This is a genomic window from Yersinia alsatica (assembly GCF_025133195.1).
GTDB classification, from domain to species: Bacteria; Pseudomonadota; Gammaproteobacteria; order Enterobacterales; family Enterobacteriaceae; genus Yersinia; species Yersinia alsatica.
In genome coordinates this window covers 1,371,441-1,396,391 of the sequence record NZ_CP104006.1, presented here as the reverse complement: position 1 = coordinate 1,396,391, position 24,951 = coordinate 1,371,441, and the positions used below count along the sequence as shown (strand labels likewise).

Sequence of the window (24,951 nt, the reverse complement as noted above, 5' to 3'; positions counted from 1 at the left end):
ATCAAACCTCGATTTCAGCGGTATCCCCTTTCTCTTGCAGCCAATTGCGGCGATCTTCGGAGCGCTTTTTCGCCAATAGCATATCCATCATTGCCATGGTCTTATCAATATCATCATCACCGATAGTCAACTGCACTAAGCGGCGAGTGTTCGGGTCCAAGGTGGTTTCACGTAACTGCAACGGGTTCATTTCGCCCAGCCCTTTAAAGCGCTGCACATTTGGCTTACCGCGTTTGCGTTTTAGTTGCTCCAGAACACCGGCTTTCTCTTCTTCATCCAGGGCATAAAATACTTCTTTACCCAAATCGATGCGGTATAGCGGCGGCATTGCTACATAAACGTGGCCATTGCGTACCAGAGCACGGAAGTGGCGCACAAACAGCGCGCAAAGCAGCGTCGCGATATGCAAGCCATCGGAGTCCGCATCCGCAAGGATACAAATTTTACCGTAACGTAATTGGCTCAAATCTTCGCTGTCGGGATCAATACCAATAGCGACTGAAATATCATGAACTTCCTGTGAAGCGAGGACTTCATCTGAAGAGACTTCCCAAGTATTCAGGATTTTCCCTTTTAGCGGCATGATCGCTTGATATTCGCGGTCGCGCGCCTGCTTGGCAGAACCGCCAGCGGAGTCCCCTTCCACCAGAAACAGCTCCGTCATGCTCAAGTCTTGCGAAGTACAATCAGCCAGCTTGCCGGGTAATGCTGGGCCGCTAGTCAGTTTCTTACGCACCACTTTTTTGGCGGCTCGCATGCGACGTTGGGCGCTGGAAATAGCCAGCTCAGCCAACTGTTCTGCGGCTTGCACGTTCTGATTCAGCCACAGGCTAAAAGCATCTTTTACCACGCCGGACACAAAAGCCGCGCACTGACGTGAGGAGAGTCGCTCTTTGGTCTGGCCGGCAAATTGTGGGTCCTGCATTTTTACTGACAATACGTAAGCACAGCGCTCCCAGATATCGTCCGCCGAGAGTTTGACGCCGCGTGGCAAGATATTGCGGTATTCACAAAACTCGCGCATGGCATCAAGCAAGCCCTGACGTAAACCATTAACGTGGGTGCCGCCCTGCATGGTCGGAATCAGGTTAACGTAACTTTCAGTCAGCAGCTCGCCGCCTTCCGGTAACCATAATAGCGCCCAGTCGATAGCTTCGGTATCACCGGCAAAAGAGCCAACAAACGGCACTTCTGGCAGTGTAATCAAGCCATTCACCGCTTCCATCAGATAGTCGGTCAGGCCGTCGGCATAGCACCAACGCTGCTCGGTATTATTCACCTGATCTTTAAAGACGATTTCTACGCCCGGGCACAGTACTGCTTTAGCTTTCAGCAAATGCGACAAGCGGGACACAGAGAAACGCGGGCTGTCGAAGAAAGAAACATCTGGCCAGAAATGCACGCTAGTGCCGGTATTACGTTTACCGCAGGTGCCAATGACCTGTAAATCCTGCACTTTATCGCCATTTTCAAAAGCGATACTGTAGATTTGACTATCACGACGTACGGTAACTTCTACCCGCTTGGATAAGGCATTAACAACTGAAATACCGACGCCGTGTAAACCACCAGAAAACTGATAGTTTTTATTAGAGAATTTGCCGCCTGCATGTAAACGACACAAAATCAGTTCAACCGCAGGAACACCTTCTTCTGGATGGATATCAACCGGCATCCCACGGCCATCATCAATCACCTCAAGTGATTGATCGGCATGCAAGATCACATCAATGCGGCGAGCATGTCCTGCCAGAGCCTCATCGACGCTGTTATCAATCACCTCTTGACCAAGGTGGTTTGGTCGCGTGGTATCCGTGTACATTCCCGGACGACGACGCACTGGTTCTAAACCGCTGAGTACTTCAATGGCATCAGCGTTATAGCTGGATTCAGTCATGGTTTGATTAATATTCGGCTAATGGTTGGAAGGCTAGACATGCCCGACAGACCATCATGGCCTGCGGTACAATACCCACTGTTTGGGTGGAGCTTAAACCACCAGATATCAAGCGGTTGCTAGCCCTAAAAAAGTCACAATCGGGGAGAAATAATGATCAAAGCCAACAAAGGCGTGATTCCCACCTGATTCTACTGTTTGCCGACAAGGGGTGTAATAGGCAACCGCTTGACGGTAGTCGAGGATCTCATCCCCGGTTTGCTGCAATAACCAGAGTAAATCCGGTGATGCCAGCTTTTCAATCTGCATGGCTTTCAGATCATAAATATGTCGAGACTCTAACACATATTGTTGCCCGGTGTAGGGGTTCTCATTCTCGCCCAGATAATCGTTGAGCAGCTCAAATGGACGCACTGCCGGGTTAACAACCACCGCAGGAATACTAAAACGCTGGGAAAGCCAGGTGGCAAAATAACCGCCAAGGGAGGAGCCAACAATACCAATGGATTGCCCGGCTTTATCCATCACAATGCTCTCCAGCATTTCTGCTGCCTCCGCCGGATAAGGCGGTAATTGTGGGGTCAGCATCTCAATGTGAGGATGGTGCTCCTGCAACCAGCTTTTAAACGTGGTGGCTTTCGCTGAGCGGGGGGAGCTATTAAAGCCGTGAATATATAGAAGCGTACTCATCAATAACCATCCGAGTCCATGTCCGGGCAGAACTCATCACTGGCTAACCGACGAACCTCAGTTTCAAGTATTCCATCAGGCAGTAAATCGAGATAGCGCCATCCCGGGGCCACAGTATCAAGCGTAAAATTAGTACAGTGTGGTTTGAACTGCACACAAGTAGAAGGGCTGGCGAGCAAGCGCTTACCATACCAATCGAGATCCAAGTCCTGATGAATATGGCCGCACAGCAAAGTGGTAACTCGCGGATAGCGCGTCAGCACCGCCGCGAGCATATGGGCATTACGCAGGCTGTGCTGATCGAGCCAGGTACAACCAGACGGCATTGGATGATGGTGCAATAATACCAAGGTATAGCGTTCTGGATGTGCCACCAGACAACGCTCCATCCACTCCAACTGATAGTCACTCAGTTCACCGTAAGGAACACCAAAAACTTGGCTGTCTAATAGCAGAATTTGCCAATGCTCACCGACCAGAACATGCTTTGAAGGCGCAATACTCGCATCCGCCAAGGCATCAACCATAGCGGGTTGAAAATCATGATTACCGGGGAGCCATACACAAGGTGCAGGCAAGCGTGAGATGCCCTTAGCAAAATTCTGATAAGCAGCAACAGAATGATCCTGAGCCAAATCACCGGTCGCAACAATGAGATCAAATGGGCGCTGTTCAGCAATAATCGCATCCAACACAGCGCGATAGCTGCGGGATGTGTTTACACCCAGCAAGGTCTCATGTTCCCCCGCAAAGAGGTGGGTATCTGTTATTTGTAAAATTCTGGCCTTGGCCCCACTTGCCATAGGCAGTTTAAACAGGCTTTCCAAATGGTGTCCTTGTTTTTGCACCCTTCCCAACCAGATTTATCAGGTATCTTTACCCTCTGTCGGTCAGGCTATAAGTCTGTCTAACAAACCGGAACTGCCACTGCTCCATGCGCCAAACAATAGCGCAACCAGTCAGCAAGAAACTGGTTAATTTGATGCTTTTCGTCCCGCTGATGCAACTTTTTATTCGGATAATCATAACTTGCTTTGAAGCGGGAGATCTGCTGACTGGCACACACTTCCGCGACCTGCGCATCATGATAGAGCCGCACCACCATAGAAGGCAGGCTCCAGTGACTGACAGCGGGTTCAGTCTGAACTATCTCAACGACAGAAGTGTAGCGGGTCGATTCAATAATTGTCAGTTGATAACTGGCGCCATTAACCTGATAAGCCACGCTTTCACCCACTTCATCGACGCGCGGTATCAAACGACGCAATTGCGCGAAATTAGTTTCGCATACTCGCATCATTTCAGGAAAATCAGGGGTGTAGCGCTTAACCATTATTATGCTCGCTTTTTTTACGACTGCCATTCTTCTCTCAGGGACTGATGGTGCAACGCCAACCATTGTAATGCAATGATCGAAGCTGCGTTATCAATAGCACCTTCTTCAACCCAACGACAAGCCTGCTCGCGGCTGACAACATGAACCCGAATATCTTCATTTTCATCCGCCAGCCCATGAATACCACTCGCGGTAGTTGCATCGACTTCACCCACCATAATGGATAAACGCTCACTGGTCCCACCAGGACTGGCCAGATAACTGAGCACCGGCTTACAGCGGCCAATATGAATTCCCGCCTCTTCCTCAGCCTCACGACGCGCCACGTCTTCGACACTTTCGCCGTCTTCAATCATCCCGGCTATCATCTCTAATAACCAAGGTGATGGGCTGCTGTCAATGGCGGCAATCCGCAACTGTTCTATCAGCACGACTTCATCTCGCACCGGGTCATAAGCTAATAACACTGCAGCATGACCGCGCTCAAAAATTTCGCGTTTAACCTCCCCACTCATTTCGCCATTAAACAGACGATGGCGAAACCGGTACAAATTCAGTGAAAAAAAGCCACGGTACAGTGTTTCACGTGCAATAATTTCCACATCATTCTTGTCGAAGGTCACCGGTGAGGGCTTTGCTGAAGATGGTGCTGATGTCATTGGATGCTCTCCTTACTTAAGTATCTAGCCTGAATTGTGATTTTTGATGACACCTAAATGACATCATACAAGGCCGATAACGGTGCAATCATACTTTTATTAGTCATGCTTTTTTATTAAAAGTATCACCACGTCATGGACTTCACGCCATATCCTGACAGACTTAACGCAGGCTACAAGATTTTAAAATAACAGGCATCATTAGTTGATAAAAATCGGCTAGTAGATAGAAATGAGTTTGCGAGCTGAGATTGGCGGTTTTATCGCGGTGGCTTGATAAGCGATAGTTTGATAATAGATTATTTGATAAACATAGCGCGAGACAGATTAGTTGTCTGAATACTCATTTAGGTTTGTGATAGATTTAAGTAAATTTAGGCGAGATGGCACAATCAGCCACCTTATCCCATTGGCAGACTCTGATAGAATCGGCAACAATTCGTCTATCGACAGCTACCATAGTAATATTGCCGCACAACTGCTGCACAACAAGGACTGCAAATGAAGAAACTGCTCCCCCTTCTTATCGGGCTGAGTCTGGCTGGTTTCAGTACCATGAGCCAGGCAGAGAACTTGCTGCAAGTTTATAAGCAAGCCAGGGATAGTAACCCGGATTTACGCAAATCAGCGGCTGACCGCGATGCTGCATATGAAAAGATTAATGAAGCTCGCAGCCCGCTGTTACCACAGCTTGGTTTAGGCGCAGGTTACACCCATACCAATGGTTTCCGCGATGCTTCTGATAGCCCTGATAGCAATGCGACGTCAGGCTCACTGCAACTGACCCAAACTATTTTCGACATGTCCAAATGGCGTGCGCTGACCTTACAAGAAAAAGCCGCAGGTATTCAGGACGTTACGTTCCAGACCAGTGAACAACAACTGATTCTGGACACAGCAACAGCTTATTTTGCCGTCCTGAACGCCATTGATACTCTGTCTTATACTGAAGCACAGAAGCAGTCTGTCTATCGCCAGTTAGACCAAACAACCCAGCGCTTCAATGTGGGTTTAGTCGCCATCACTGACGTACAGAACGCCCGTGCCAGCTACGATACAGTATTAGCGGATGAAGTAACTGCCCGTAATAACCTGGATAATGCGCTGGAAAATCTGCGCCAGATTACCGGTGTTTATTACCCTGAGCTGGCATCACTGAATGTGGACCGTTTGAAAACTGAACGCCCGCAAGCCGTCAATAACCTGTTGAAAGATGCTGAAAAACGTAACCTTTCGTTGCTTTCTGCCCGTTTGAGCCAAGATTTGGCGCGTGAGCAGATTAAATCAGCAGAAACTGGTTATATGCCAACTATCGATTTGACTGCATCATCTTCAATCACCAATACCCGTTACAGCGGTGGTACACCAAGCACTCAACAGGTGAACAATGATGCGGGTCAGAACAAAATTGGCGTGCAACTGAGCTTACCGTTGTACAGCGGTGGGGCGACCAATTCTGCGGTAAAACAAGCACAGTATAATTTTGTTGGGGCCAGTGAGCAGCTAGAAAGTGCCCACCGTAGTGTGGTGCAAACCGTACGTTCCTCATTCAATAACATCTCAGCCTCAATCAGCAGTATTAAGGCTTATGAGCAGGTCGTCATTTCTAACCAAAGCTCATTGGATGCAATGGAAGCCGGTTACCAAGTGGGGACTCGTACTATTCTGGATGTGTTGACTGCAACAACTAACTTGTATCAGTCGAAGCAGCAACTCGCCAATGCGCGTTATACCTATTTGATTAATCAGTTAAATATCAAATCTGCATTGGGTACGCTGAACATGAACGACCTAATGGCGCTGAATGGTGTACTGGATAAACCAGTCCCAACTTCAGCCACCAGCCTGGCGCCGGATAATGCTAACCAGAATGCTTATGCTGATGGTACTGGCACTCAGTCAGCACCACGTGCCACTACAGTGAGTCAGCCGACTACCGCAGCGACACGTAACGGTAATCCATTCCGTAACTAATTTTTAGTGATTTAAACTCTCCGGGCGCAGTCTCAAAAAGCTGCGCCCGACTTATTTTCCCCGATTCCATCATGCTGCTACCCAGCATTTTTCAGCAATGAAAAAAGCGCGGTAACCCCCAGCTTTTCGTATAACTTTGTAAAGTCTCCTCCTCACTGTCCCTCACGCTTTAATTTCATACACATTTCCCCTATTCTTAGGGCACTTACTGGGAATGGGCATTGAACGCCCGGAAATGAGACAAATAATGATGAAACGGACTCAAAACATCAATCAAGAGACTTTCCGTAAATCCTGGCGCAGTTACCGCCTTGCGCCAGTAGCTTTAGCCGTCAGTGCCGTATTTATGCTGGCTGGCTGCGAAAAAACCGATGAAACCGTCTCTTTGTACCAAAATGCTGACGATTGCTCTCAAGCAAATCCATCAAAGAGCGCGGAATGCACCACCGCTTACAATACCGCGTTGCAGGAAGCGGCTAAAACAGCGCCTAAATATGCGACTCGTGAAGACTGTGTTGCTGAATTTGGTGAGTCACAATGTACTCAGGCTCCAGCTCAAGCGGGCATGGTGCCTACATCGTCATCTTCTTCTGAAACCACAGCAGCAGCAGCACCACAGCAAAGTGGCAGTATGTGGATGCCATTAATGGCCGGTTATATGATGGGCCGGATGATGGGCGGCGGAGCAAGCCAGCCATTATTCACCTCTAAAGCCCCAAATAGCCCAGCCAATGGCAAGTTTGTCGATGCGACCGGTAAAAACTTTGGTTCAGCGACCACTGGCCGCACCATGACGGTACCGAGAACCGCCATGGCACCGAAGCCTGCCGTGACAAATACCATCACCCGTGGTGGTTTTGGTGAGTCAGTAGCTAAGCAATCTTCTATGCAACGCAGTGCAGCAACATCATCTAAAACCAGCACGCGCAGCATGGGTGGCTAAGGTCTGATTAATGAAACGTTTAGCGATTAGCGAACGCCCGGACTGGCGCGAAAAAGCCACCGAATTCGGTTTCCGTTTCCACACCATGTATGGCGAGCCGTACTGGTGTGAAGATGCCTATTACGAATTCACTCTGGCACAAATTGAAGAGCTGGAAGATACCACCGCAGAATTGCATCAAATGTGCCTGCAGGTGGTTGAGAAAGTGGTCAATAGCGACCAACTGATGGCAAAATTCCGCATTCCTAAGCATTGCTGGGATTTTGTCCGCAGCTCGTGGCGAACCAACCAGCCATCGCTCTATTCCCGGCTTGATCTGGCCTATGACGGTGTGAACCCAGCAAAATTACTGGAAAACAATGCGGATACCCCAACCTCATTGTATGAAGCCGCCTTTTTCCAATGGTTATGGTTGGAAGACCAGATCAACGCAGGCAATTTAAGTCAGGATTCTGACCAGTACAACAGCATGCAAGAAAAGCTGATTGAGCGTTTTGCTGACTTGCGTGATAACCATGGTTTTAGTCTGCTGCATCTAGCCTGCTGTCAGGACAGTGAAGAAGATCGCGGCACCGTGCAATATCTGCAAGATTGCGCACTGGAAGCCGGTCTGCCGACTGAATTCATGTTTATGGAAGAGATCGGCTTAGGAGAAAAAGGGCAATTTACCGACCTGGATAATCAGGTTATCAGTAATTTGTTCAAGCTTTATCCGTGGGAGTTTATGTTCCGCGAAATGTTCTCCACAAAGTTGGAAGATGCCGGCGTACGTTGGCTGGAACCGGCATGGAAGAGCATTATATCCAATAAAGCGTTGCTCCCTTTGCTGTGGGAAATGTTCCCTAATCACCCTAATCTGTTGCCTGCTTATTTTGCTGAAGATGACCATCCTGCGATGGATCATTATGTCACCAAGCCGCTATTCTCGCGGGAAGGTGCCAATATTCAGATAGTAGAAAACGGCAAAGAAGTGGCACGGGTTGATGGGCCATACGGCGAGGAAGGCATGATTGTTCAGCAATTCCATCCATTGCCTAAGTTTGGCGACAGCTATACCTTGATTGGCAGTTGGCTGGTTAACGATCAACCCTGTGGTATTGGTTTGCGTGAAGATCGCGAACTGATCACCCAAGATCTATCGCGTTTTTACCCCCATATCATTTTAGGGTAAAAGCACGCCATTAAAGTAAGGGAAAGCTTCGGCTTTCCCTTAACATTTCTAGCACGTTGCTTTTATTGTTCGGTGACTGGTGGGATTACTGCCCCAATAGCTCAACGTAGCACTCGAGGGGACCGATAGCTAGGCAGCAAGAGAGTGAATCCCGCTGAGCTGACTCAAGTCAGGGATTCGGGTGAAAGAGCGTAGCTAACAACGCTATAACGTCAAGGGCGCAGGGTATTTAGCCGACTTGTACCGACAACATACTCAACGACCCCATCTCAATCCCATCTGTCGGAATAGAAATCGGCTCTTTACCATCCCAGCTCCCCAAAACATATAACAGTGGCAAATAATGCTCGGGTGACGGATTAGATAGCTCAGCCCCTTCATGCTGCATAAAGTTGACCAATGGGTGATTATCACCTTGATAACTCAGGTTATATCGTACAAATTGGTTGAAGGACTCTGCCCATGGATACGGGCTACTTTCCCCTTGCCATCTGACCATACGCAAGTTGTGTACCACGTTACCGCTGGCGACAATCATCACGCCCTGCTCACGTAGCACCGCCAGTTTACGGCCTAATTCATAGTGATATTCTGCCGGTTGCGTGCCATCGATACTCAGTTGCACAACAGGAATATCAGCCTCAGGATACATCTTAATCAATACCCCCCAGCTCCCGTGGTCCAATCCCCATTCGCTGGTGTCGGCTCGCACGGCAATCGGTGCCAGCAATTGCTGAATTTGCGCCGCCAGTGCCGGGGAACCCGGTGCCGGATACTCGGTATCAAACAGTGCCTGTGGGAACCCACCAAAGTCGTGAATAGTCCGCGGTTTCTCCATAGCGGTTACTGCGGTTCCAGGAGTATACCAGTGGGCAGAGATCGCCAAAATCGCCTTAGGGCGTGGTAATGACTCACCCAGCGCACGCCATGCCTGAGTATAACTGTTTTCTTCCAGCACGTTCATCGGGCTACCGTGGCCGAGAAACAGTGCAGGCATACGAGAGGTGTTCATAAAAAATCCTTACTGTTAATAAAAAGGGTGGCGTTAAACCATAAGCAGTAGATTACGCGCTTTTTTTTCATTACACAGCCGGATAACAATGATGAAGATATTCAATAAATTTGAATGGATAAAATAGGAGGGAAAATACGTTGAAGAGGCTTTAGTGATGGAAAATAACCGGGCGGCGACCTATTCAAGAGAATAGTGGCAACCCGGCCTGTAAACCACTTTATCGGCTGGCAATATCAGCAGATATCGCCATCAGAAATCAGCTGGCTTTTTTGGCTTGGGACTGAAGATACTCAGCTAAGTCATCAATTGTCACGACTGGCATATCATGCAATTTGGCGAACTCAATCACTTCTGGCGCATGTGCCATGCTGCCATCATCATTGGTCAGTTCACACAATACACCGGCAGGTTTGAAGCCAGCCAGTGTGGCTAAATCGATGGATGCTTCGGTGTGACCACGGCGAGATAATACGCCACCCGGTTGACCGCGTAATGGGAATACGTGGCCTGGACGATTAAGGTCAGCAGGTTTAGCGTTATCAGCAATTGCAGCACGGATAGTCGTCAGACGGTCAGCAGCAGAAACCCCAGTTGTCACGCCTTTAGCCGCTTCAATTGTCACGGTAAATGCAGTTTGGAACTGGCTGGAGTTATGGGAAACCATCATGGGCAAATCAAGCTGTTGGCGGCGTTCGTCAGTGATACACAGACACACAATGCCACTGCCGTGGCGGATAGTCAGCGCCATTTGCTCAACAGTCATTGCTTCAGCGGCAAAAACCATATCGCCTTCGTTTTCACGACTTTCGTCATCCAACACCATAACACCACGGCCATTACGCAGAGCGTCGATAGCACGTTCTACACGCTCAACAGGCGTGCCAAAATCTGATAAAAGGGTCTGATTCATGGTAAGAAACCTCATTAAAATTATGGATTACCAGAATCAGGGCGGTCTTGAGGAGTAATTGGCCAATTTTTCTATATCAATTTCTCTATATCAATAGAAATAGCCGAAATAACGCAAGCGAGCCATAGGCCCGGCAAATACCGTTACTCTCTCCCATCCGGACTATAACCGTCGGCCCCGGAATTACACCGGGTCTGCTGACCTCTACCCCGCTCTCTTTAACCAGAGAAACAGCGTGAGCGCTCGCGGGCTTTTGCACCACGACACAGGAATGCCGCAACACAATTTACCGCCGGTGGGGACTTGCACCCCGCCCTGAGAATAAGCCCTATGACTATAGCGCTATTGATTCGTTGGAGCAATTACCAAAATGGTGATGTGCGGAGGTTTATACAATTAGCATCAGGCATTACACTAGAGGAGGTAACTACACATCTAATTAGGGAAACACCATGATTGACCCGAAAAAAATTGAACAAATCGCCCGCCAGGTGCATGAGTCTATGCCGAAAGGTATTCGCGAATTCGGGGACGATGTCGAAAAGAAAATCCGGATGGTGCTGCAATCGCAGTTAACCCGCCTGGATTTGGTTAATCGTGAAGAGTTCGACGTGCAAACTCAGGTATTGCTGCGCACCAGAGAAAAGCTGGCTTTGTTGGAACAACGGATGGGCGAGCTGGAAGCCAAATTCAACAGTGCGCCAGTTGCTGTTGATACTCCTCAAGCTGTCGACGACAAAACGGGCGAGTAATATGCCCCGTTATGACTAGGGCGCCCTATGGCGCCCTTTGTTTAGTGCTGTATCACTGATACCCGCGTTCGGGACATTAATATCCATAACAGCGCAAACATCAGTAAGGCGTATAAGCTTTTCCAGCCAATCATGACCAGTAATACACAGCACAGAATACTGCCAATCACTGACATCACTCGCGAGCGCCCACTTAGCAAGCGAATCCCTGCCAACATGCACAACAAATAGATCAGTACGAAAATACCGTTGGCATAAACAATGAGTATATCCAAGGGCAAAGATAGCCAGTAAATCAGCAGCGCGAAGGCCAGACAACTACCGACTACCGCGGTGAGAGCATTCACCGGTGTTTTCCCGGCAGAGAGCTGCGCCAACTTACTTTGCGGGCGAACCTGAGCTTGCGACCACACCATGCGAGCAAAGCTTTGGGTATAAATATTCACACTGGCAAAGCAGGCTAAATAACCAATGATGCAGGCGACCCACAGCGCATGCGCACCAAACAATTGAACCACAATCCCCGGTAATGAAGCTGCAGCGGCTTGTTGCTCGCCATAGGCATGGAAATGCAGCACTGCCACGGTACATCCCCAGTAAACGGCACCAGCAACCAGTAGCCCAACCATTAGGGCACGAGGGAAATCACGTTCAGGATGACGAAATTCTGTTGCCAGATGCGCGAAAGCTTCCAACCCAACAAAGCACCAGAACATCACAGCCAGCGCACTGAACATATTTGGCGGGGAAATATCGTGTAATGCCGGCCAAGGTATCTGTGATGGGTGAATATCCCCCTGCCACCAAATTGCCACCACCAGCGCGATCACCAGCAAGGCAATCAAAGTTTGCACATTGGCACTGGAGCCAGCACTACGGGTTCCCAACAGCCAGATGACCAGCAAAGTCACCAATTGCACCATCAAGAGCCCGGTGTCACTCCAGCCAAATGTCGCTTGCCAAAAACCGGCAGCAATTTGTAGCGCAGCCGGTAACCCCACCGGGATCACCGATAAAAATAGCCAGCCGGTCACTTTCCCAAGTTTAGGTCCAAAGGCCATAGTGACGAAATGTGCAGCGCCACCCGCACTGGGGAAGTGACGGCCTAAAGCGGCAAAAGCGATAGCAATAGGGAAAACCAGCACAATCAACACCGGCCAGGCCCACAGGCTGTCGTCACCTGCCAGCATTGCTGCCAACGCGGGGACGGCAAAGACACCGGTTCCCAGCAGTGAGGTGGATAGCAACCCGACGCCTTGTGCCAGGCTTAACTCCTGTTTTAGTCCCACTTCACCGCCTTTTTCTATACCTAATCTATAATACCCAAAGTCATTGGAGTGGCAGGTAGGCAGCAAGCAAACACATCCCGATGAGCTTACTCAAGTAAGTGATTCGGGTAAGTACGCGCAGCTAACACCCCTGCAACTTCAAGGCCGAAGGGTATTTAGCCGCGGCCATTCTTGATTGACTGAATAATATTGGTGGTAGAAACACCATCTTCAAAATTCAGCACTTTAACTTCACCACCTGCGGCCCAAACTTCTGCGCTACCGGCGATTTCATCAGGTTTATAATCGCCGCCTTTCACCAGCAGATCCGGCAAAATATCAGCAATCAAGCGCTGTGGAGTGTCTTCTTCAAATGGCACTACCCAATCTACCGCTTCCAATGCACCCAAGACAATCATGCGCTGATCCAGCGGATTTACTGGGCGTTTTTCGCCTTTTAATCGTTTGGTCGATGCATCACTGTTAACTGCGACAATCAGGCGATCACCCAACTTGCGGGCATTGGCCAAGTAGGAAACATGACCGGCATGCAGAATGTCAAAGATACCGTTGGTCATCACCACTTTTTCACCGCGCTGACGGGCCTGCATCACCGCTTTTTTCAGTTGCTGCTCATCCATCACGCCGAAACCGGTCTCAGCACGGCCACGGATAGCATTTTCCAGCTCAATTGGCGACACCGTTGAGGTACCCAATTTACCGACTACAACGCCAGCTGCGGCATTCGCCAAGAAGCATGATTCTTCGAGAGTATTTCCCGCCGCCAATGCCGCCGCCAGCACACCAATCACCGTGTCGCCAGCCCCGGTCACATCAAATACTTCCTGTGCCTGAGTGGGCAAATGTAATGGCGGTTTACCCGGCTGAAGCAGGGTCATCCCCTGTTCGGAGCGAGTCACCAGCAAGGCTGAAAGTTCAAAGTCAGCCACCAACTGCATACCCCGGCTAACCAACTCTTCTTCGTTTTTACAGTGACCCACCACCGCTTCAAACTCAGATAGATTCGGTGTCAGCAAGGTTGCGCCGCGGTAACGCTCAAAATCGCTACCTTTAGGATCGATAAGAACTGGAACTTTTGCTTTACGGGCCAACTGGATCATTGTCTGCACGCTGTTGAGCGCGCCTTTGGCATAGTCGGACAGTACCAACGCGCCAATTTGCGGCAGCGCTTGTTGAATGCGCTCAAAGATAGGTTGCGGATCGACACCATCAAAACCTTCTTCAAAATCCAGACGGATCAGCTGTTGGTTGCGGGACAGTACCCGTAATTTGGTAATGGTCGGGTGCGTCGGTACCGAAACAAAATCACAGCGCACCTGAACTTCATTCAGTTTGCTGGTCAGTGCTCGTGCGGCATCATCAATACCGGTTAAACCGACTAAGCGAGAAATAGCGCCAAGGGAGGCGATGTTCATCGCCACGTTCGCAGCACCACCAGGGCGTTCTTCGATGGTATCCACTTTCACGACCGGCACCGGTGCTTCTGGTGAAATTCGGCTGGTTGGGCCATACCAATAACGGTCTAACATGACATCACCAACGACTAATACACCGGCGCGGCGAAAATCAGGCAGCGTGACTTTCATACGTTAGCCCCCCAAAGTGAGCTGTTATTAACCCCGAAAACACACATCCCTTCGCTCCAATTTTGTATTTGTTATACCCAATAGATTTTAAGTTGCAGCCAACGCTCTGCGACTCGAAAGATGACCGGTATAGATGGTGCTGGATAATATCACAGACACCTTATATCCCATTAATAACTGGAATTTATACGCTCGTTGGCGCAGCAACCAGCCATTTACGCCAACTGGCGGCCACTTGTTCTCTTTCTGTGATAAAGCTATCAACCGGGACTTTGCTTGACTGCTCCTGCAATGCTAGATGATGAATTTCATCACGCATGGTGACATAAGCGCGCATCAATGCCGCAGCCTCCTCGGGCTCCATAATGTCGTAATTGGCCATTAGCTCAAAAATTCGCACATTATCAGACCAACGGGTCAGACGTGGTTCAGTAGCGGCATAGCGCAGTACCAGATATTGCGCGATGAACTCAATATCGGTGATCCCGCCCTCATCTGCTTTGATATCAAAGATATCGCGCTGTTTACTGCCCAAATGGGTGCGCATTTTCTCGCGCATTTCGCGCACTTCCTGCTGTAATTGTGCCGCTTCACGAGGGCGGCAAAGGATTTGCTGGCGGATAGCATCAAATTGTTGGTGCAGTGCCGGGTCGCCATAGACAATGCGAGCACGAACCAATGCCTGATGCTCCCAAGTCCAAGCTTCATTCTGCTGGTAATCAGCGAAAGCCTCGACGGTGCTGACCAACATGCCCGCTTCACCGGATGGCCGTAACCGTGCATCGACCTCATACAAAATGCCCGATGAGGTGCGGGTACTGAATAAATGCATCACGCGCTGCGCCAGCCGCAAATAGAACTGGCGGCCATCAATGCTGCGCTCACCGTCAGTCATCACATCCAACGGGCAATCGAGCAGAAATACTAAATCCAGATCTGAGCTATAGCCCAGTTCCCAACCGCCCAGCTTGCCATAACCAATCACGGCAAAACCGCGGCCTTCGCGCTGCTGTAAATGGCTTGGTTGACCATAGCGAGCCACCATCTGCCCCCAAGCTTGCTGGATAACGGCATCAATAATGGCTTCAGCCAGATAGGTTAAGTGATCGCTCACTTTCATTACCGGCAGTGCCTCGGTGATATCACCGGCAGCAATACGCAATTGTTGGGCCTGCTTAAACTGGCGCAAAGCCTCCAGTTGCTGCTCTTCGTCATCTTCTGGCACCCGCAGCAAATATTGGCGCAATTCATCGCGGTAAGCACCGGGTTCCAATGGCTGATAAAACGACTGCGGGTCAAGTAACTCATCTAATAACAACGGGTAACGCGCCAATTGGCTGGCAACCATCGGAGAGGCCGAACACAGGCGAATAACATGTTTTAGTGCCGCATGGTACTCCACCAGCAATTCCAGATAAGTGGTGCGAGTAACAATACTTAGCAGCAATTGAATCAAGCGACTCAGCGCAACATTGGCATCTGGACGCGGACAAACTTCAGCAAACAGCCTTGGCATCAGTTGGTCCAATACCTCACGACCGCGCGGGCCAATGGTGCGTTTATCAACGTCGTGGCGGAAATCATTCACAGTGGCCAGTAACTGACGACGAGCGGCTTCGTCTAAGTGCGGCGTCAGTGGCGCTAAATCCTCTTCTTCCAGCGCATCCTGCCACAAGCTTTTATACAAGCCATGGCAAGGATCTTCGCCGATATCAGGGGTATCGTCGCCAATCAAGTCATCAAAAACTACCCGTACGGCCTGCATATGCTGTTCTAAAGCACTATTCATAGCAGCCCAATCGGCATACCCCATGCCCCAAGCCAATCTGGCCTGATTCAGTGCATCGCTGGGTAAGGTCTGGGTTTGCTCATCACCAATGGCTTGCAGTAGATTCTCTAAACGGCGCAAAAACAGGTAGCTGCCACTGAGAGAGCTCACCTGTGCTTCGGGCAGCAAACCCAGTTCTGCCACGGCCTGCAAGGTCGGCAACAAAGCTCGCTGTTGTAACCGAGGTTCACGACCACCACGAATAAGCTGAAAAACTTGCGTGATAAATTCTATTTCACGAATCCCGCCCGCACCCAGCTTAATATTATCTTTCAAGCCGCGACGCCGAACTTCACGAGCAATCATCCCTTTCATATTACGCAGCGATTGGATCACACTGAAATCGATATAACGACGGAAGACAAAAGGCCGCAAAGTCTGGCGCAACTCTTTGCTGTAGTGGTCTTCAGCCCCGCCCATTAGGCGAGCCTTAACCATGGCATAACGTTCCCAGTCGCGCCCCTGCTCTTGGTAATAATCCTCCAGCGCCGCAAAACTCAAAACCAATGGGCCACTATCACCAAATGGACGTAACCGCATATCCACCCGGTACACAAAACCGTCTATCGTTTGCTGGTCCAGTGCCTTAATAAGCCGCTGCCCTAAGCGCGTGAAAAACTGGGCATTATCGAATTGGCGACGTCCGCCTTGGGTCTGGCCGTTCTCCGGATAAACAAAAATCAGATCAATATCTGACGAGAAATTAAGCTCGCCACCACCTAATTTCCCCATGCCCAGAATCAACAGCGGCTGCGGCTCGCCTTGGCTATTACTCGGGGTGCCAAACTCCCGACAACAAGCCTGATATAGCCAATCACGCGCGGCAATAATCAAGCTTTCAGCCAGCCAACTTAGCTGCTGCAAAGTGTCCGTCGTGCTGCTGGTTTGCAGCGCCTGTGACCAAGCGATACGCACCATAATCCGGCGACGAAACAGCCGTAAAGCCGCTAATAGCGCGGCTTCGTCTGACACGTCAGCCAGTGCCTGGCTTAGCCATTGGGGATAAAATTGCCACTCATCGGGTTGCGGCGGTTGCTGATGCAACTCGTCCAGCCATTCAGGGTGAATCAGTAACATGTCACTGACAAAATCACTCAGCGCTAATACCGCAATATCTTCTTCACGTAAGCTCGGTGGAGCCGGTAACTCACCAAAGCGCTGTTGTACATTCTGCGCCTGATGCTGTAATTCCGAAGAGAGTGGCAACATATCAAATTCCCTTAACGAGCAGAGCCATTACGCCAAAAAGCGGGCTGAGATAAGGCTTCCTTGCGGGCGGTATCACGCCAGTGGCCCTGACGTTCCATAATGGCCAACTGCAAACCAAACCAGCCATCAATGTATGGATGCCATTCATTCTGTGGATAGAAGCCAGAAAGCAATTGGAAAGACATAATCTGCCGGTTTAAGCGCGGAAGCTGTGCCAGATAGCCATCGTCATCCAGATTGTGAGCAAAGGCCTCTTTCAAGTCAGCGGCACTGCGGCTCAGCATAATGTCGCAGAAACGCTTAAATGAACCGTCAAACTTGGCCTGCGCTTTGGCATCCATAAATGGCCGCCAGCCAGAGGTAACCAGCCACGATGTGAGCGCTAACTTACATTTCAGGTAATCGACGCTGTAGCAGAGTAACTCGGCATTGACATTTTTCGGCTCTAACTGTGGCTCCAACGCAATCAACAAAGCCCGTAATTCGGTGCTGGCTTTGCGTGGCACCAACCCACCGAAGATAGCCAATGACTGGCGTATCAGCGCTAATGCTTCAATAATCATAGCCTTGGCTGCAGGCTCGCCGCGCAACCATAACTCTTCGTGGTATTGCCAGTGATCCAGCGCCATTTCCAGCCCGGCGACCATTCCCTGCTCAACAGTCGATTTTGGCGCTGGCTGCAAGACTAATAATGGGCGCAATTCTCGTGGTGGATTGCCTTGCGCTAAATGATAACCACGAGCTGCTTTGCTCAAATTACCCTGACGTAAACCGCCGATTTGTGCCAATTCAGCCGCCAGTGCCAGCAAATCTGCCTGATTGCCTTGTTTCAGCTCCAGCTCAATTTCACTCAGTGGCTCCGACAGTTCGACAGTTTTATCTGCACTGTTAGACGAAATAGTTCCTTGGTCGAGAGCAAGCTCTATCTCACTCTCACCGTAAGTAATTACCCACTTCTCACGCGTGAAATCCGTGCGGAACAGAGGATGTAATTCAGCTTGTAGTGCTTCAATATCCCAACCTTCAGGCCAGATATCGGCAGGGAAACGCGCCAAATCTAATTTGTCGCTATCAATATCGACATTATATTCAGGCCGCTGATGCAAACCGCCGACCACTTTACCGCCGGTCTTCACCGTCATTTCATAACGGCCATCATAACCACGAATGCGTAAGCCAATATCATTCTGGCGCAGCCGGTTATCCGCCGTTTCAAAGTAGATATTGGTCAAGGTTTGCGGAGCTGAATGCTGGCTCTGCCAAGAGGTGATTCGCTCCGGCAAAGCGGCAATGGCCGCAGGAGTAGCAATAAATTTTAATTCTATTTCAACGGTCATAATTTCATTCACACCGGTATGTTGCGAGATTACGGGCATTATGCCTCTTTCGCAGTGATTTGCCTGTTTTACACAGATAAACCCGCGCGGCAGCCCCAAGTCAAACCCTATTTTAACCTGTTTTGGCAGGTCTACCCTAAGGCTTCATAAGACAAATTTTCACCGCAGTAAAAATGAGCAATAAAATGGCTAAAGCCGCGCTGGCTATGAGAGTAAGATAGTTCTCATTCCGGTTTATGCGTTGCGTCGGCAAACTGAACACACTACTATCGTCACATATATTCACTCATAAATGACTCTCTAATGCAGAAATTACGCCTAATTTGCCTCGCCGTGCTAAGTCTCACTCTTTCTCTGAGCGCTTATGCAGAAGAAAAACGCTACATCTCTGATGAGCTGGATACCTACGTTCATAGCGGCCCCGGTAACCAATACCGTATTGTCGGCACGCTAAAAGGTGGGGATGAAGTTACCCTGATAAGCGTTAATGACGAGACAAATTATGGTCAAATCCGCGACAGTAAGGGTAAAACAACGTGGATCCCGCTGGATCAACTGAGTGAAACACCCAGTTTGCGTGTTCGGGTGCCAGACCTTGAACAGCAGGTCAAAACACTGACCGACAAGCTGGCTAATATCGATAATAGCTGGAATCAGCGCACCGCAGAAATGCAGCAAAAAGTGGCAGCCAGCGACAGCGTTATCTCCGAATTGCAAAAAGAGAATGAGTCCCTGAAAAATCAGTTAGTGGTGGCTCAGAAGAAAGTCAGCGCGGTGAATCTGCAATTGGATGACAAGCAGCGCACCATTATTTTGCAATGGTTTATGTACGGCGGGGGGGTTGCAGGTATTGGCTTGCTGTTGGGCCTGATACTGCCGCATCTGATCCCAAGTCGTAAAAAGAATAATCGCTGGATGAACTGATACCCACGTTACGCAAAGAATTTATATCGGCTGCCCATTGGGCAGCCTTTTGCTCAGTCTGTTCTCATCCCCAACTATACTGAACTGATTGCTGGTAATTTTGGCGGCCAGTTATAGAATCGTCGCCATCTCCGCTTTATCTCCAGCGCTATAACATCAAGAACGAAGGGTATAACCCAAAGTCATTGATGTTATAGATAGGCAGCAAACGAATGAATCCCGATGAGCTTACATGAGTAAGTGATTCGGGTGAACGAGAGCAGCTAACAACGCTATAACATCAAGAACGAAGGGTTAGTTAATATGGAAATCTACCTGGTCGGCGGCGCCGTCCGCGACAGCTTATTAAACCTGCCAGTTACCGAACAGGATTGGGTCGTTGTGGGGGCTACTCCAGAACAATTGCTGGCACAAGGCTACCAACAAGTTGGTAAAGATTTCCCGGTATTTCTTCATCCTGTTAGCCATGAAGAGTATGCGCTGGCTCGTACCGAACGTAAATCAGGCCAAGGTTATACGGGCTTTACTTGCTACGCCGCCCCCGATGTAACGCTGGAAGAGGATTTACTGCGCCGTGACTTAACCATCAATGCGATTGCCCGCAGCAGTAATGGCGAGCTATTCGATCCTTACCATGGCCAACAAGACCTAGCAAACCGAGTGTTACGCCACGTCTCTGACGCTTTTGGTGAAGATCCACTCCGGGTGCTGCGTGTCGCGCGTTTCGCCGCTCGTTTTGCTCACCTCGGTTTTACTATCGCCCCAGAGACTCAATCATTGATGGCAGCAATGGCCGAAAGCGGTGAGCTTTCTGCTTTAACACCAGAGCGGGTCTGGAAAGAAACCGAGAAAGCTCTGAAAACGCAAAGCCCGCAGATCTATTTTCAGGTACTACGTGATTGTGGCGCATTGGCGGTGCTATTCCCAGAGATTGAGCGCTTGTTTGGTGTTCCGGCCCCGGAAAAATGGCATCCGGAAATTGATACTGGCATTCACACACTGATGACACTGGCCATTGCTGCTCAGCTCAGCCCTGAAGTTGACGTGCGCTTTGCTGCACTGTGCCATGATTTAGGTAAAGGTCTGACGCCAAAAGAGTTTTGGCCTCATCACCACGGCCATGGCCCGGCGGGAGTCAAATTAGTCGAGCAATTATGTCAGCGCTTACGAGTGCCGAATCCGGTGCGAGATTTAGCAAAATTGGTGGCGGAATATCATGACCTTATTCATACGGTGAATAAGCTCCGCCCTGAAACTCTACTTAAGCTATTTGATTCTATTGATGTGTGGCGCAAACCAGAGCGCCTTGAGCAGATGATTATGACCAGCGAAGCAGATGCCCGAGGCCGCACCGGTTTTGAAGAAAATCCTTATCCACAAGGCGATTATTTGCGAGCAGCATTCCATATTGCAAACAGTGTCTCGGTGCAGGAAGTCGTGGCCAGTGGGCTACAAGGCTTGGCAATCCGCGACGAACTAAAGCACCGCCGTCAATTGGCGCTGGCCCAATGGAAACTCACTCAAGAAGTGATTCCGCAATAAATCACTATCATACTGACATAAAAAAGCCCTGATTATTCAGGGCTTTTTTATAGCACTCGACAACTAAACCACTACATAAAGACCCAATACACCGCTGCCGCAACAACAAAGCGATAAATGGCGAAAGGCACAAAAGAGATGCGTTTAATCAGCGACAAGAAGGTTTTGATAGCAATCAGTGCAACGATAAATGCGGTGATAAACCCAACAGCAAACATCGGCACGTCGCCCAACGTCAGGAAATGCAGGCTTTTGTATAAATCTAATGCGCTGGCCCCAAGCATCATCGGAACTGCCAGAATAAAGGAGAATTCAGAGGCGGCGTAGCGGTTCACCCCGACCAACATCCCACCAGAAATAGTGGCTCCCGAGCGAGAGAAACCCGGCCACAATGCCAGGCACTGGAAGCAACCAATAGCAAAGGCTTGGCGGTAAGTAATATCATCCAGCCCAATAGCTTTAGGATTTTTAGGTTTAAACCACTCTGCGGCCAACAATAGCAAGCCGCCAGCCACTAATGCATACATGACACTGTGCGGGTTAAATAACGACTTGATGACATCGTGGAACACTAATCCCAAGCCAACTGCCGGGATCATCGCCAGTAAAATATGGCCCAATGTCAGGTGACCGCTGGTTTTCCCCTCGTGAGGGACTTTACCAAAATGGATGCCAATCAGGCCGAATAAGCGCCGCCAGAACACCACCACCACAGCCAAAATCGACCCTAACTGAATAATAACTTCAAAGGTTTTTGCTTTATCGCCAGTAAAGCCTAATAGCTCACCAACAATAATCATATGCCCAGTAGATGACACTGGCAGAAACTCGGTAAGCCCTTCCACCACACCCAAAACAAAAGCCACAAACAGCGAATACATATCCGTCATCTACGATACCCATGCCAAGTAATAGAGATCACAAAAAAAACGGCAGTGCTGAAAACTGTATCGATAGTGGTTAAAACAATATCGATAGTTAACAAAACAATGCCGTTTAAATTCAATATTAATTAATTTATCACGTCATACGATGCAATCAGACCACATTATCGGTTCAGGGTTGCACTTTTATGTCACTACAGCGAAAAATTATGCCATCAATATCACAATGAATCAGTTAGGCCACAAACCGCGCTCAATCACTACGCCAACATTCCTCGCCTGGGCGACAGCTCCCGGCTTGCTGACTTTAATCCGCACCCAAGGTGAGTTAAAGCGCTGTAATAATAGCTCGGCAATCTCTTCCGCTACCCGTTCCACCAAAGCAAAACGCTGCGACTCGACGTGTTTTATGACGGCATCACTGATATCAGCATAGCTTAGGCAATCCTTTACATCATCACTGACGGCTGCCTTACGGTTATCCCAGCCCATTTCGATATCGAACACCAGCTTTTGCTGAATGGTCTGTTCCCAGTCATAAACACCGATGGTGGTTATGACACTAAGTTCCTCAATAAATACGATGTCCATCACGTCATTCTCTGTTTTTGCGCCTGCCGGATACCACTTCCAGCCGAATATGCGTATTATCCACTGATGTTGCGATTAAAACGATCATTATTCAACAGGGCGGTGTTATGAGTGCTATCGCGCTTGGCATGATTATCTTCGCGTATTTGTGTGGCTCTATTTCCAGTGCAATCCTGGTATGTCGGGTTGCCAAGCTGCCAGATCCGCGTGTGCATGGCTCCGGTAATCCCGGTGCCACCAACGTACTGCGCATCGGTGGCCGTGCCGCAGCGGCAACAGTACTGATTTTCGATGTGTTGAAAGGTATGTTGCCGGTTTGGATAGCTTATCTGTTGCACGTCTCGCCACTCTATCTTGGTCTGACCGCCATTGCAGCCTGCCTTGGCCACATTTACCCGGTATTTTTCCACTTTAAAGGCGGTAAGGGTGTCGCCACTGCGTTCGGTGCCATCGCCCCTATTGGCTGGGATCTCACCGGCTTGATGACCGGTACTTGGCTGCTGACCGTGTTACTGAGTGGTTATTCATCTTTAGGGGCTATCATCAGTGCCCTGATAGCGCCCTTCTATGTCTGGTGGTTCAAACCTCAATTTACCTTCCCAGTCGCCATGCTTTCCTGCCTGATTTTGATGCGCCACCACGATAATATCCAACGTTTATGGCGCGGCAAAGAAAGTAAAATCTGGGATAAACTCAGAAAGAAAAAACAGAAAACCCCAGCCGAAGAAGCCGCAGAGTTGGAAGAAAAAGAAGATTAATTTTATTGGATGGGCCTCGCAGCCCCGCCAAATTCAGAATGACTAAGCGGGAGCGAGGCAAGGCGCAAGACATTGAGGGCGCGGAGCATACATCAGTATGTGAGCATCCCGAAATGACGCAGCAACACCGCCGCAGCCCCGCCAAACCCAGAATGACTAAGCGGGAGCGAGGCAAGGCGCAAGACATTGAGGGCGCGGAGCATACATCAGTATGTGAGCATCCCGAAATGACGCGGCAACACCGCCGCAGCCCCGCTTAGCCTTTCTGATTAGACTTTCGGTAACTCACTCAAAGGCCAGCGCGGCCTTACCGACACCGCCAACTCGCTATTCACACCACTTTTCAGCCGAATCAAACCTGCATAGGCGATCATCGCCCCATTATCGGTGCAAAATTCTGGTCGGGCATAAAATACTTCGCCGCCGCGTTTTTGCATCATTTCTGCCAGTTTTGAGCGCAGGGTGCGGTTAGCGCTCACGCCACCAGCAATAACCAAGCGCTTAAAGCCGGTTTGATCCAATGCTCGTTTGGATTTGATTGCCAGGGTATCAACCACTGCATCTTCAAAGGCGCGGGCAATATCGGCACGTGTTTGGTCATCGTCGCCATTGGCGCGAATAGTATTCGCTGCAAAAGTTTTCAGACCAGAAAAACTAAAATCCAGCCCTGGGCGATCAGTCATTGGACGAGGGAAAGTAAATCTCCCCGCGGTACCCTGCTGCGCCATACGCGACAACATGGGCCCACCAGGATAATCCAGCCCTAACAATTTAGCTGTTTTATCAAAGGCTTCCCCAGCGGCATCATCAACAGACTCACCGAGCAATAGATACTCACCAATACCCGTCACACTGATTAACTGTGTGTGACCACCAGAGACCAGCAGTGCAACAAACGGGAACTCGGGTACGTTATCTTCCAGCATTGGAGCCAACAAGTGGCCTTCCATATGATGAACCGGCACTGCGGGAACACCCCAGGCAAAGGCGAGTGCACGGCCGACAGTGGCTCCAACCAGCAATGCACCGACTAACCCCGGGCCTGCGGTATACGCCACACCATCAATGTCTTTGGCGCTCAGATTAGCTTCTTTCAATGCCGCCTGAATCAATGGCACAGTTTTGCGCACATGATCACGGGAAGCCAGTTCAGGCACTACGCCACCATAATCAGCATGCAATTTAACCTGACTGTACAGTTGGTTAGCTAATAGACCGGTTTCATCGTCATACACTGCAATTCCGGTTTCATCGCAGGATGTTTCTATACCCAAAACTCGCATTACATTTCCCATCATTCACGTGCGGCCGATAGTTTAGCATAACCCAGCTGCTCGTCATGATTTCTGATCCGAAATTGAACGCAAAAGCGCCATTTTGGCGTATCAATAAGGTGAATGTTGTTGATAGTTGTCGCATTTGAAAAGAATGTTGATAAATTCGCTCAATGGCCCTGTTTAGTATATAATCAGCGGCCGTCGCACTCTCGGCACCAACTTTCTTGTAAAGAACGGGGGCGACATCACAGGGGCGTGCCTGTTTCAATTTGCTGTGGTGCTTTACAAAGCAGCATCCATTGAAGTAAAATTCCGCACCATTTTGAGAAGGCTGGCGATTGGCCAGCAGCAAACCGATTTCTATTGAGGTGAGAGGCAC

General features: G+C 49.5%; 22 protein-coding genes and 1 riboswitch. Of the genes, 8 read left to right on the top strand and 14 right to left on the bottom strand.

What is annotated here, in order from left to right; translation table 11 throughout:
* Position 1 precedes the first annotated feature (1 nt).
* The 5 genes from parE to nudF all read right to left on the bottom strand — a co-directional run bounded on the left by parE (position 2) and on the right by nudF (position 4,582).
* Entirely contained in the window at positions 2-1,897 is a 1,896-nt protein-coding gene (parE, locus tag N0H69_RS06115) for a DNA topoisomerase IV subunit B (RefSeq protein ID WP_050077094.1), read from the bottom strand.
* A gap of 108 nt (positions 1,898-2,005) precedes the next feature.
* The gene (yqiA, locus tag N0H69_RS06110; RefSeq protein ID WP_050108617.1) at positions 2,006-2,587 is read right to left on the bottom strand and encodes an esterase YqiA; all 582 of its coding nucleotides are present in this window, start codon (positions 2,585-2,587) and stop codon (positions 2,006-2,008) included.
* Entirely contained in the window at positions 2,587-3,414 is an 828-nt protein-coding gene (gene cpdA, locus N0H69_RS06105) for a 3',5'-cyclic-AMP phosphodiesterase (RefSeq protein ID WP_050108619.1), read from the bottom strand. The genes yqiA and cpdA overlap by 1 nt, the downstream gene beginning before the upstream one ends.
* An 80-nt stretch (positions 3,415-3,494) precedes the next feature.
* Complete coding sequence (locus tag N0H69_RS06100) at positions 3,495-3,920, bottom strand: DUF1249 family protein (RefSeq protein ID WP_050108621.1); 426 nt, start codon at positions 3,918-3,920, stop codon at positions 3,495-3,497.
* Between the two features lie 17 nt (positions 3,921-3,937).
* Positions 3,938-4,582: an ADP-ribose diphosphatase gene (gene nudF / locus N0H69_RS06095; protein ID WP_050108623.1), complete on the bottom strand. Its 645-nt coding sequence runs from the start codon at positions 4,580-4,582 to the stop codon at positions 3,938-3,940.
* A 501-nt stretch (positions 4,583-5,083) separates the two neighbouring features.
* Here nudF and tolC point away from each other — a divergent pair.
* The 3 genes from tolC to N0H69_RS06080 all read left to right on the top strand — a co-directional run bounded on the left by tolC (position 5,084) and on the right by N0H69_RS06080 (position 8,670).
* A complete protein-coding gene (gene tolC, locus N0H69_RS06090) occupies positions 5,084-6,556 on the top strand; it encodes an outer membrane channel protein TolC (RefSeq protein WP_050108624.1) in 1,473 nt (490 codons plus the stop codon).
* Positions 6,557-6,806: 250 nt separating this feature from the next.
* A complete protein-coding gene (locus N0H69_RS06085) occupies positions 6,807-7,499 on the top strand; it encodes a DUF1190 family protein (protein WP_050150937.1) in 693 nt (230 codons plus the stop codon).
* Positions 7,500-7,509: 10 nt separating this feature from the next.
* Positions 7,510-8,670 (top strand): glutathionylspermidine synthase family protein, encoded by a 1,161-nt coding sequence (locus tag N0H69_RS06080; protein WP_050108630.1) that lies wholly within the window; start codon positions 7,510-7,512, stop codon positions 8,668-8,670.
* A gap of 229 nt (positions 8,671-8,899) precedes the next feature.
* Here N0H69_RS06080 and ygiD read toward each other — a convergent pair whose 3' ends face one another.
* A complete protein-coding gene (gene ygiD, locus N0H69_RS06075) occupies positions 8,900-9,682 on the bottom strand; it encodes a 4,5-DOPA-extradiol-dioxygenase (protein WP_050150747.1) in 783 nt (260 codons plus the stop codon).
* A gap of 259 nt (positions 9,683-9,941) precedes the next feature.
* The gene (gene ribB / locus N0H69_RS06070) at positions 9,942-10,595 is read right to left on the bottom strand and encodes a 3,4-dihydroxy-2-butanone-4-phosphate synthase (RefSeq protein WP_050108635.1); all 654 of its coding nucleotides are present in this window, start codon (positions 10,593-10,595) and stop codon (positions 9,942-9,944) included.
* Positions 10,596-10,736: 141 nt separating this feature from the next.
* Positions 10,737-10,922: riboswitch (FMN riboswitch) on the bottom strand.
* Between the two features lie 125 nt (positions 10,923-11,047).
* Here ribB and ubiK point away from each other — a divergent pair.
* Positions 11,048-11,347, top strand: coding sequence for a ubiquinone biosynthesis accessory factor UbiK (gene ubiK / locus N0H69_RS06065; protein ID WP_050123354.1), 300 nt, complete (start codon positions 11,048-11,050; stop codon positions 11,345-11,347).
* 41 nt (positions 11,348-11,388) lie between these two features.
* Here the strand turns inward: ubiK and yjeH are convergent, their stop codons facing one another.
* The 4 genes from yjeH to N0H69_RS06045 form a co-directional block, all read right to left on the bottom strand.
* A complete protein-coding gene (gene yjeH, locus N0H69_RS06060) occupies positions 11,389-12,636 on the bottom strand; it encodes an L-methionine/branched-chain amino acid transporter (RefSeq protein WP_050108639.1) in 1,248 nt (415 codons plus the stop codon).
* 155 nt (positions 12,637-12,791) lie between these two features.
* On the bottom strand, positions 12,792-14,222 hold the full coding sequence (gene hldE, locus N0H69_RS06055) for a bifunctional D-glycero-beta-D-manno-heptose-7-phosphate kinase/D-glycero-beta-D-manno-heptose 1-phosphate adenylyltransferase HldE (RefSeq protein WP_050108641.1): 1,431 nt from the start codon (positions 14,220-14,222) through the stop codon (positions 12,792-12,794).
* 184 nt (positions 14,223-14,406) lie between these two features.
* On the bottom strand, positions 14,407-17,259 hold the full coding sequence (gene glnE, locus N0H69_RS06050) for a bifunctional [glutamate--ammonia ligase]-adenylyl-L-tyrosine phosphorylase/[glutamate--ammonia-ligase] adenylyltransferase (protein ID WP_050150745.1): 2,853 nt from the start codon (positions 17,257-17,259) through the stop codon (positions 14,407-14,409).
* Positions 17,260-17,270: 11 nt separating this feature from the next.
* A complete protein-coding gene (locus tag N0H69_RS06045; protein ID WP_050108741.1) occupies positions 17,271-18,596 on the bottom strand; it encodes a CYTH domain-containing protein in 1,326 nt (441 codons plus the stop codon).
* Positions 18,597-18,899: 303 nt separating this feature from the next.
* Between N0H69_RS06045 and N0H69_RS06040 the strand changes: the two genes are divergently transcribed.
* Complete coding sequence (locus N0H69_RS06040; protein WP_050108646.1) at positions 18,900-19,520, top strand: TIGR04211 family SH3 domain-containing protein; 621 nt, start codon at positions 18,900-18,902, stop codon at positions 19,518-19,520.
* A 303-nt stretch (positions 19,521-19,823) separates the two neighbouring features.
* Positions 19,824-21,062 (top strand): multifunctional CCA addition/repair protein, encoded by a 1,239-nt coding sequence (locus tag N0H69_RS06035; RefSeq protein ID WP_050150743.1) that lies wholly within the window; start codon positions 19,824-19,826, stop codon positions 21,060-21,062.
* Between the two features lie 71 nt (positions 21,063-21,133).
* On the opposite strand, the gene bacA is transcribed toward N0H69_RS06035, so the two are convergent.
* Positions 21,134-21,952 (bottom strand): undecaprenyl-diphosphate phosphatase, encoded by an 819-nt coding sequence (gene bacA, locus N0H69_RS06030; protein WP_050108649.1) that lies wholly within the window; start codon positions 21,950-21,952, stop codon positions 21,134-21,136.
* A gap of 225 nt (positions 21,953-22,177) precedes the next feature.
* On the bottom strand, positions 22,178-22,537 hold the full coding sequence (gene folB, locus N0H69_RS06025) for a bifunctional dihydroneopterin aldolase/7,8-dihydroneopterin epimerase (protein WP_050150741.1): 360 nt from the start codon (positions 22,535-22,537) through the stop codon (positions 22,178-22,180).
* 107 nt (positions 22,538-22,644) lie between these two features.
* Here folB and plsY point away from each other — a divergent pair, with 107 nt between their 5' ends.
* Together plsY and N0H69_RS06015 are read left to right on the top strand one after the other, a co-directional pair.
* On the top strand, positions 22,645-23,295 hold the full coding sequence (gene plsY / locus N0H69_RS06020) for a glycerol-3-phosphate 1-O-acyltransferase PlsY (RefSeq protein WP_050108652.1): 651 nt from the start codon (positions 22,645-22,647) through the stop codon (positions 23,293-23,295).
* 38 nt (positions 23,296-23,333) lie between these two features.
* A complete protein-coding gene (locus tag N0H69_RS06015; RefSeq protein WP_155412589.1) occupies positions 23,334-23,555 on the top strand; it encodes a hypothetical protein in 222 nt (73 codons plus the stop codon).
* Between the two features lie 9 nt (positions 23,556-23,564).
* Here the strand turns inward: N0H69_RS06015 and tsaD are convergent, their stop codons facing one another.
* Positions 23,565-24,578: a tRNA (adenosine(37)-N6)-threonylcarbamoyltransferase complex transferase subunit TsaD gene (tsaD, locus tag N0H69_RS06010; protein WP_050108653.1), complete on the bottom strand. Its 1,014-nt coding sequence runs from the start codon at positions 24,576-24,578 to the stop codon at positions 23,565-23,567.
* Between the last annotated feature and the right edge of the window lie 373 nt (positions 24,579-24,951).

What these genes read in the sequence shown, in the direction of transcription:
- parE (WP_050077094.1), bottom strand. Translation starts at nt 1,897, where the DNA reads ATGACTGAATCCAGCTATAACGCTGATGCCATTGAAGTACTCAGCGGT.
- yqiA (WP_050108617.1), bottom strand. Translation starts at nt 2,587, where the DNA reads ATGAGTACGCTTCTATATATTCACGGCTTTAATAGCTCCCCCCGCTCA.
- N0H69_RS06100 (WP_050108621.1), bottom strand. Translation starts at nt 3,920, where the DNA reads ATGGTTAAGCGCTACACCCCTGATTTTCCTGAAATGATGCGAGTATGC.
- nudF (WP_050108623.1), bottom strand. Translation starts at nt 4,582, where the DNA reads ATGACATCAGCACCATCTTCAGCAAAGCCCTCACCGGTGACCTTCGAC.
- tolC (WP_050108624.1), top strand. Translation starts at nt 5,084, where the DNA reads ATGAAGAAACTGCTCCCCCTTCTTATCGGGCTGAGTCTGGCTGGTTTC.
- N0H69_RS06085 (WP_050150937.1), top strand. Translation starts at nt 6,807, where the DNA reads ATGAAACGGACTCAAAACATCAATCAAGAGACTTTCCGTAAATCCTGG.
- N0H69_RS06080 (WP_050108630.1), top strand. Translation starts at nt 7,510, where the DNA reads ATGAAACGTTTAGCGATTAGCGAACGCCCGGACTGGCGCGAAAAAGCC.
- ygiD (WP_050150747.1), bottom strand. Translation starts at nt 9,682, where the DNA reads ATGAACACCTCTCGTATGCCTGCACTGTTTCTCGGCCACGGTAGCCCG.
- ribB (WP_050108635.1), bottom strand. Translation starts at nt 10,595, where the DNA reads ATGAATCAGACCCTTTTATCAGATTTTGGCACGCCTGTTGAGCGTGTA.
- ubiK (WP_050123354.1), top strand. Translation starts at nt 11,048, where the DNA reads ATGATTGACCCGAAAAAAATTGAACAAATCGCCCGCCAGGTGCATGAG.
- hldE (WP_050108641.1), bottom strand. Translation starts at nt 14,222, where the DNA reads ATGAAAGTCACGCTGCCTGATTTTCGCCGCGCCGGTGTATTAGTCGTT.
- glnE (WP_050150745.1), bottom strand. Translation starts at nt 17,259, where the DNA reads ATGTTGCCACTCTCTTCGGAATTACAGCATCAGGCGCAGAATGTACAA.
- N0H69_RS06045 (WP_050108741.1), bottom strand. Translation starts at nt 18,596, where the DNA reads ATGACCGTTGAAATAGAATTAAAATTTATTGCTACTCCTGCGGCCATT.
- N0H69_RS06040 (WP_050108646.1), top strand. Translation starts at nt 18,900, where the DNA reads ATGCAGAAATTACGCCTAATTTGCCTCGCCGTGCTAAGTCTCACTCTT.
- N0H69_RS06035 (WP_050150743.1), top strand. Translation starts at nt 19,824, where the DNA reads ATGGAAATCTACCTGGTCGGCGGCGCCGTCCGCGACAGCTTATTAAAC.
- bacA (WP_050108649.1), bottom strand. Translation starts at nt 21,952, where the DNA reads ATGACGGATATGTATTCGCTGTTTGTGGCTTTTGTTTTGGGTGTGGTG.
- folB (WP_050150741.1), bottom strand. Translation starts at nt 22,537, where the DNA reads ATGGACATCGTATTTATTGAGGAACTTAGTGTCATAACCACCATCGGT.
- plsY (WP_050108652.1), top strand. Translation starts at nt 22,645, where the DNA reads ATGAGTGCTATCGCGCTTGGCATGATTATCTTCGCGTATTTGTGTGGC.
- N0H69_RS06015 (WP_155412589.1), top strand. Translation starts at nt 23,334, where the DNA reads ATGACTAAGCGGGAGCGAGGCAAGGCGCAAGACATTGAGGGCGCGGAG.
- tsaD (WP_050108653.1), bottom strand. Translation starts at nt 24,578, where the DNA reads ATGCGAGTTTTGGGTATAGAAACATCCTGCGATGAAACCGGAATTGCA.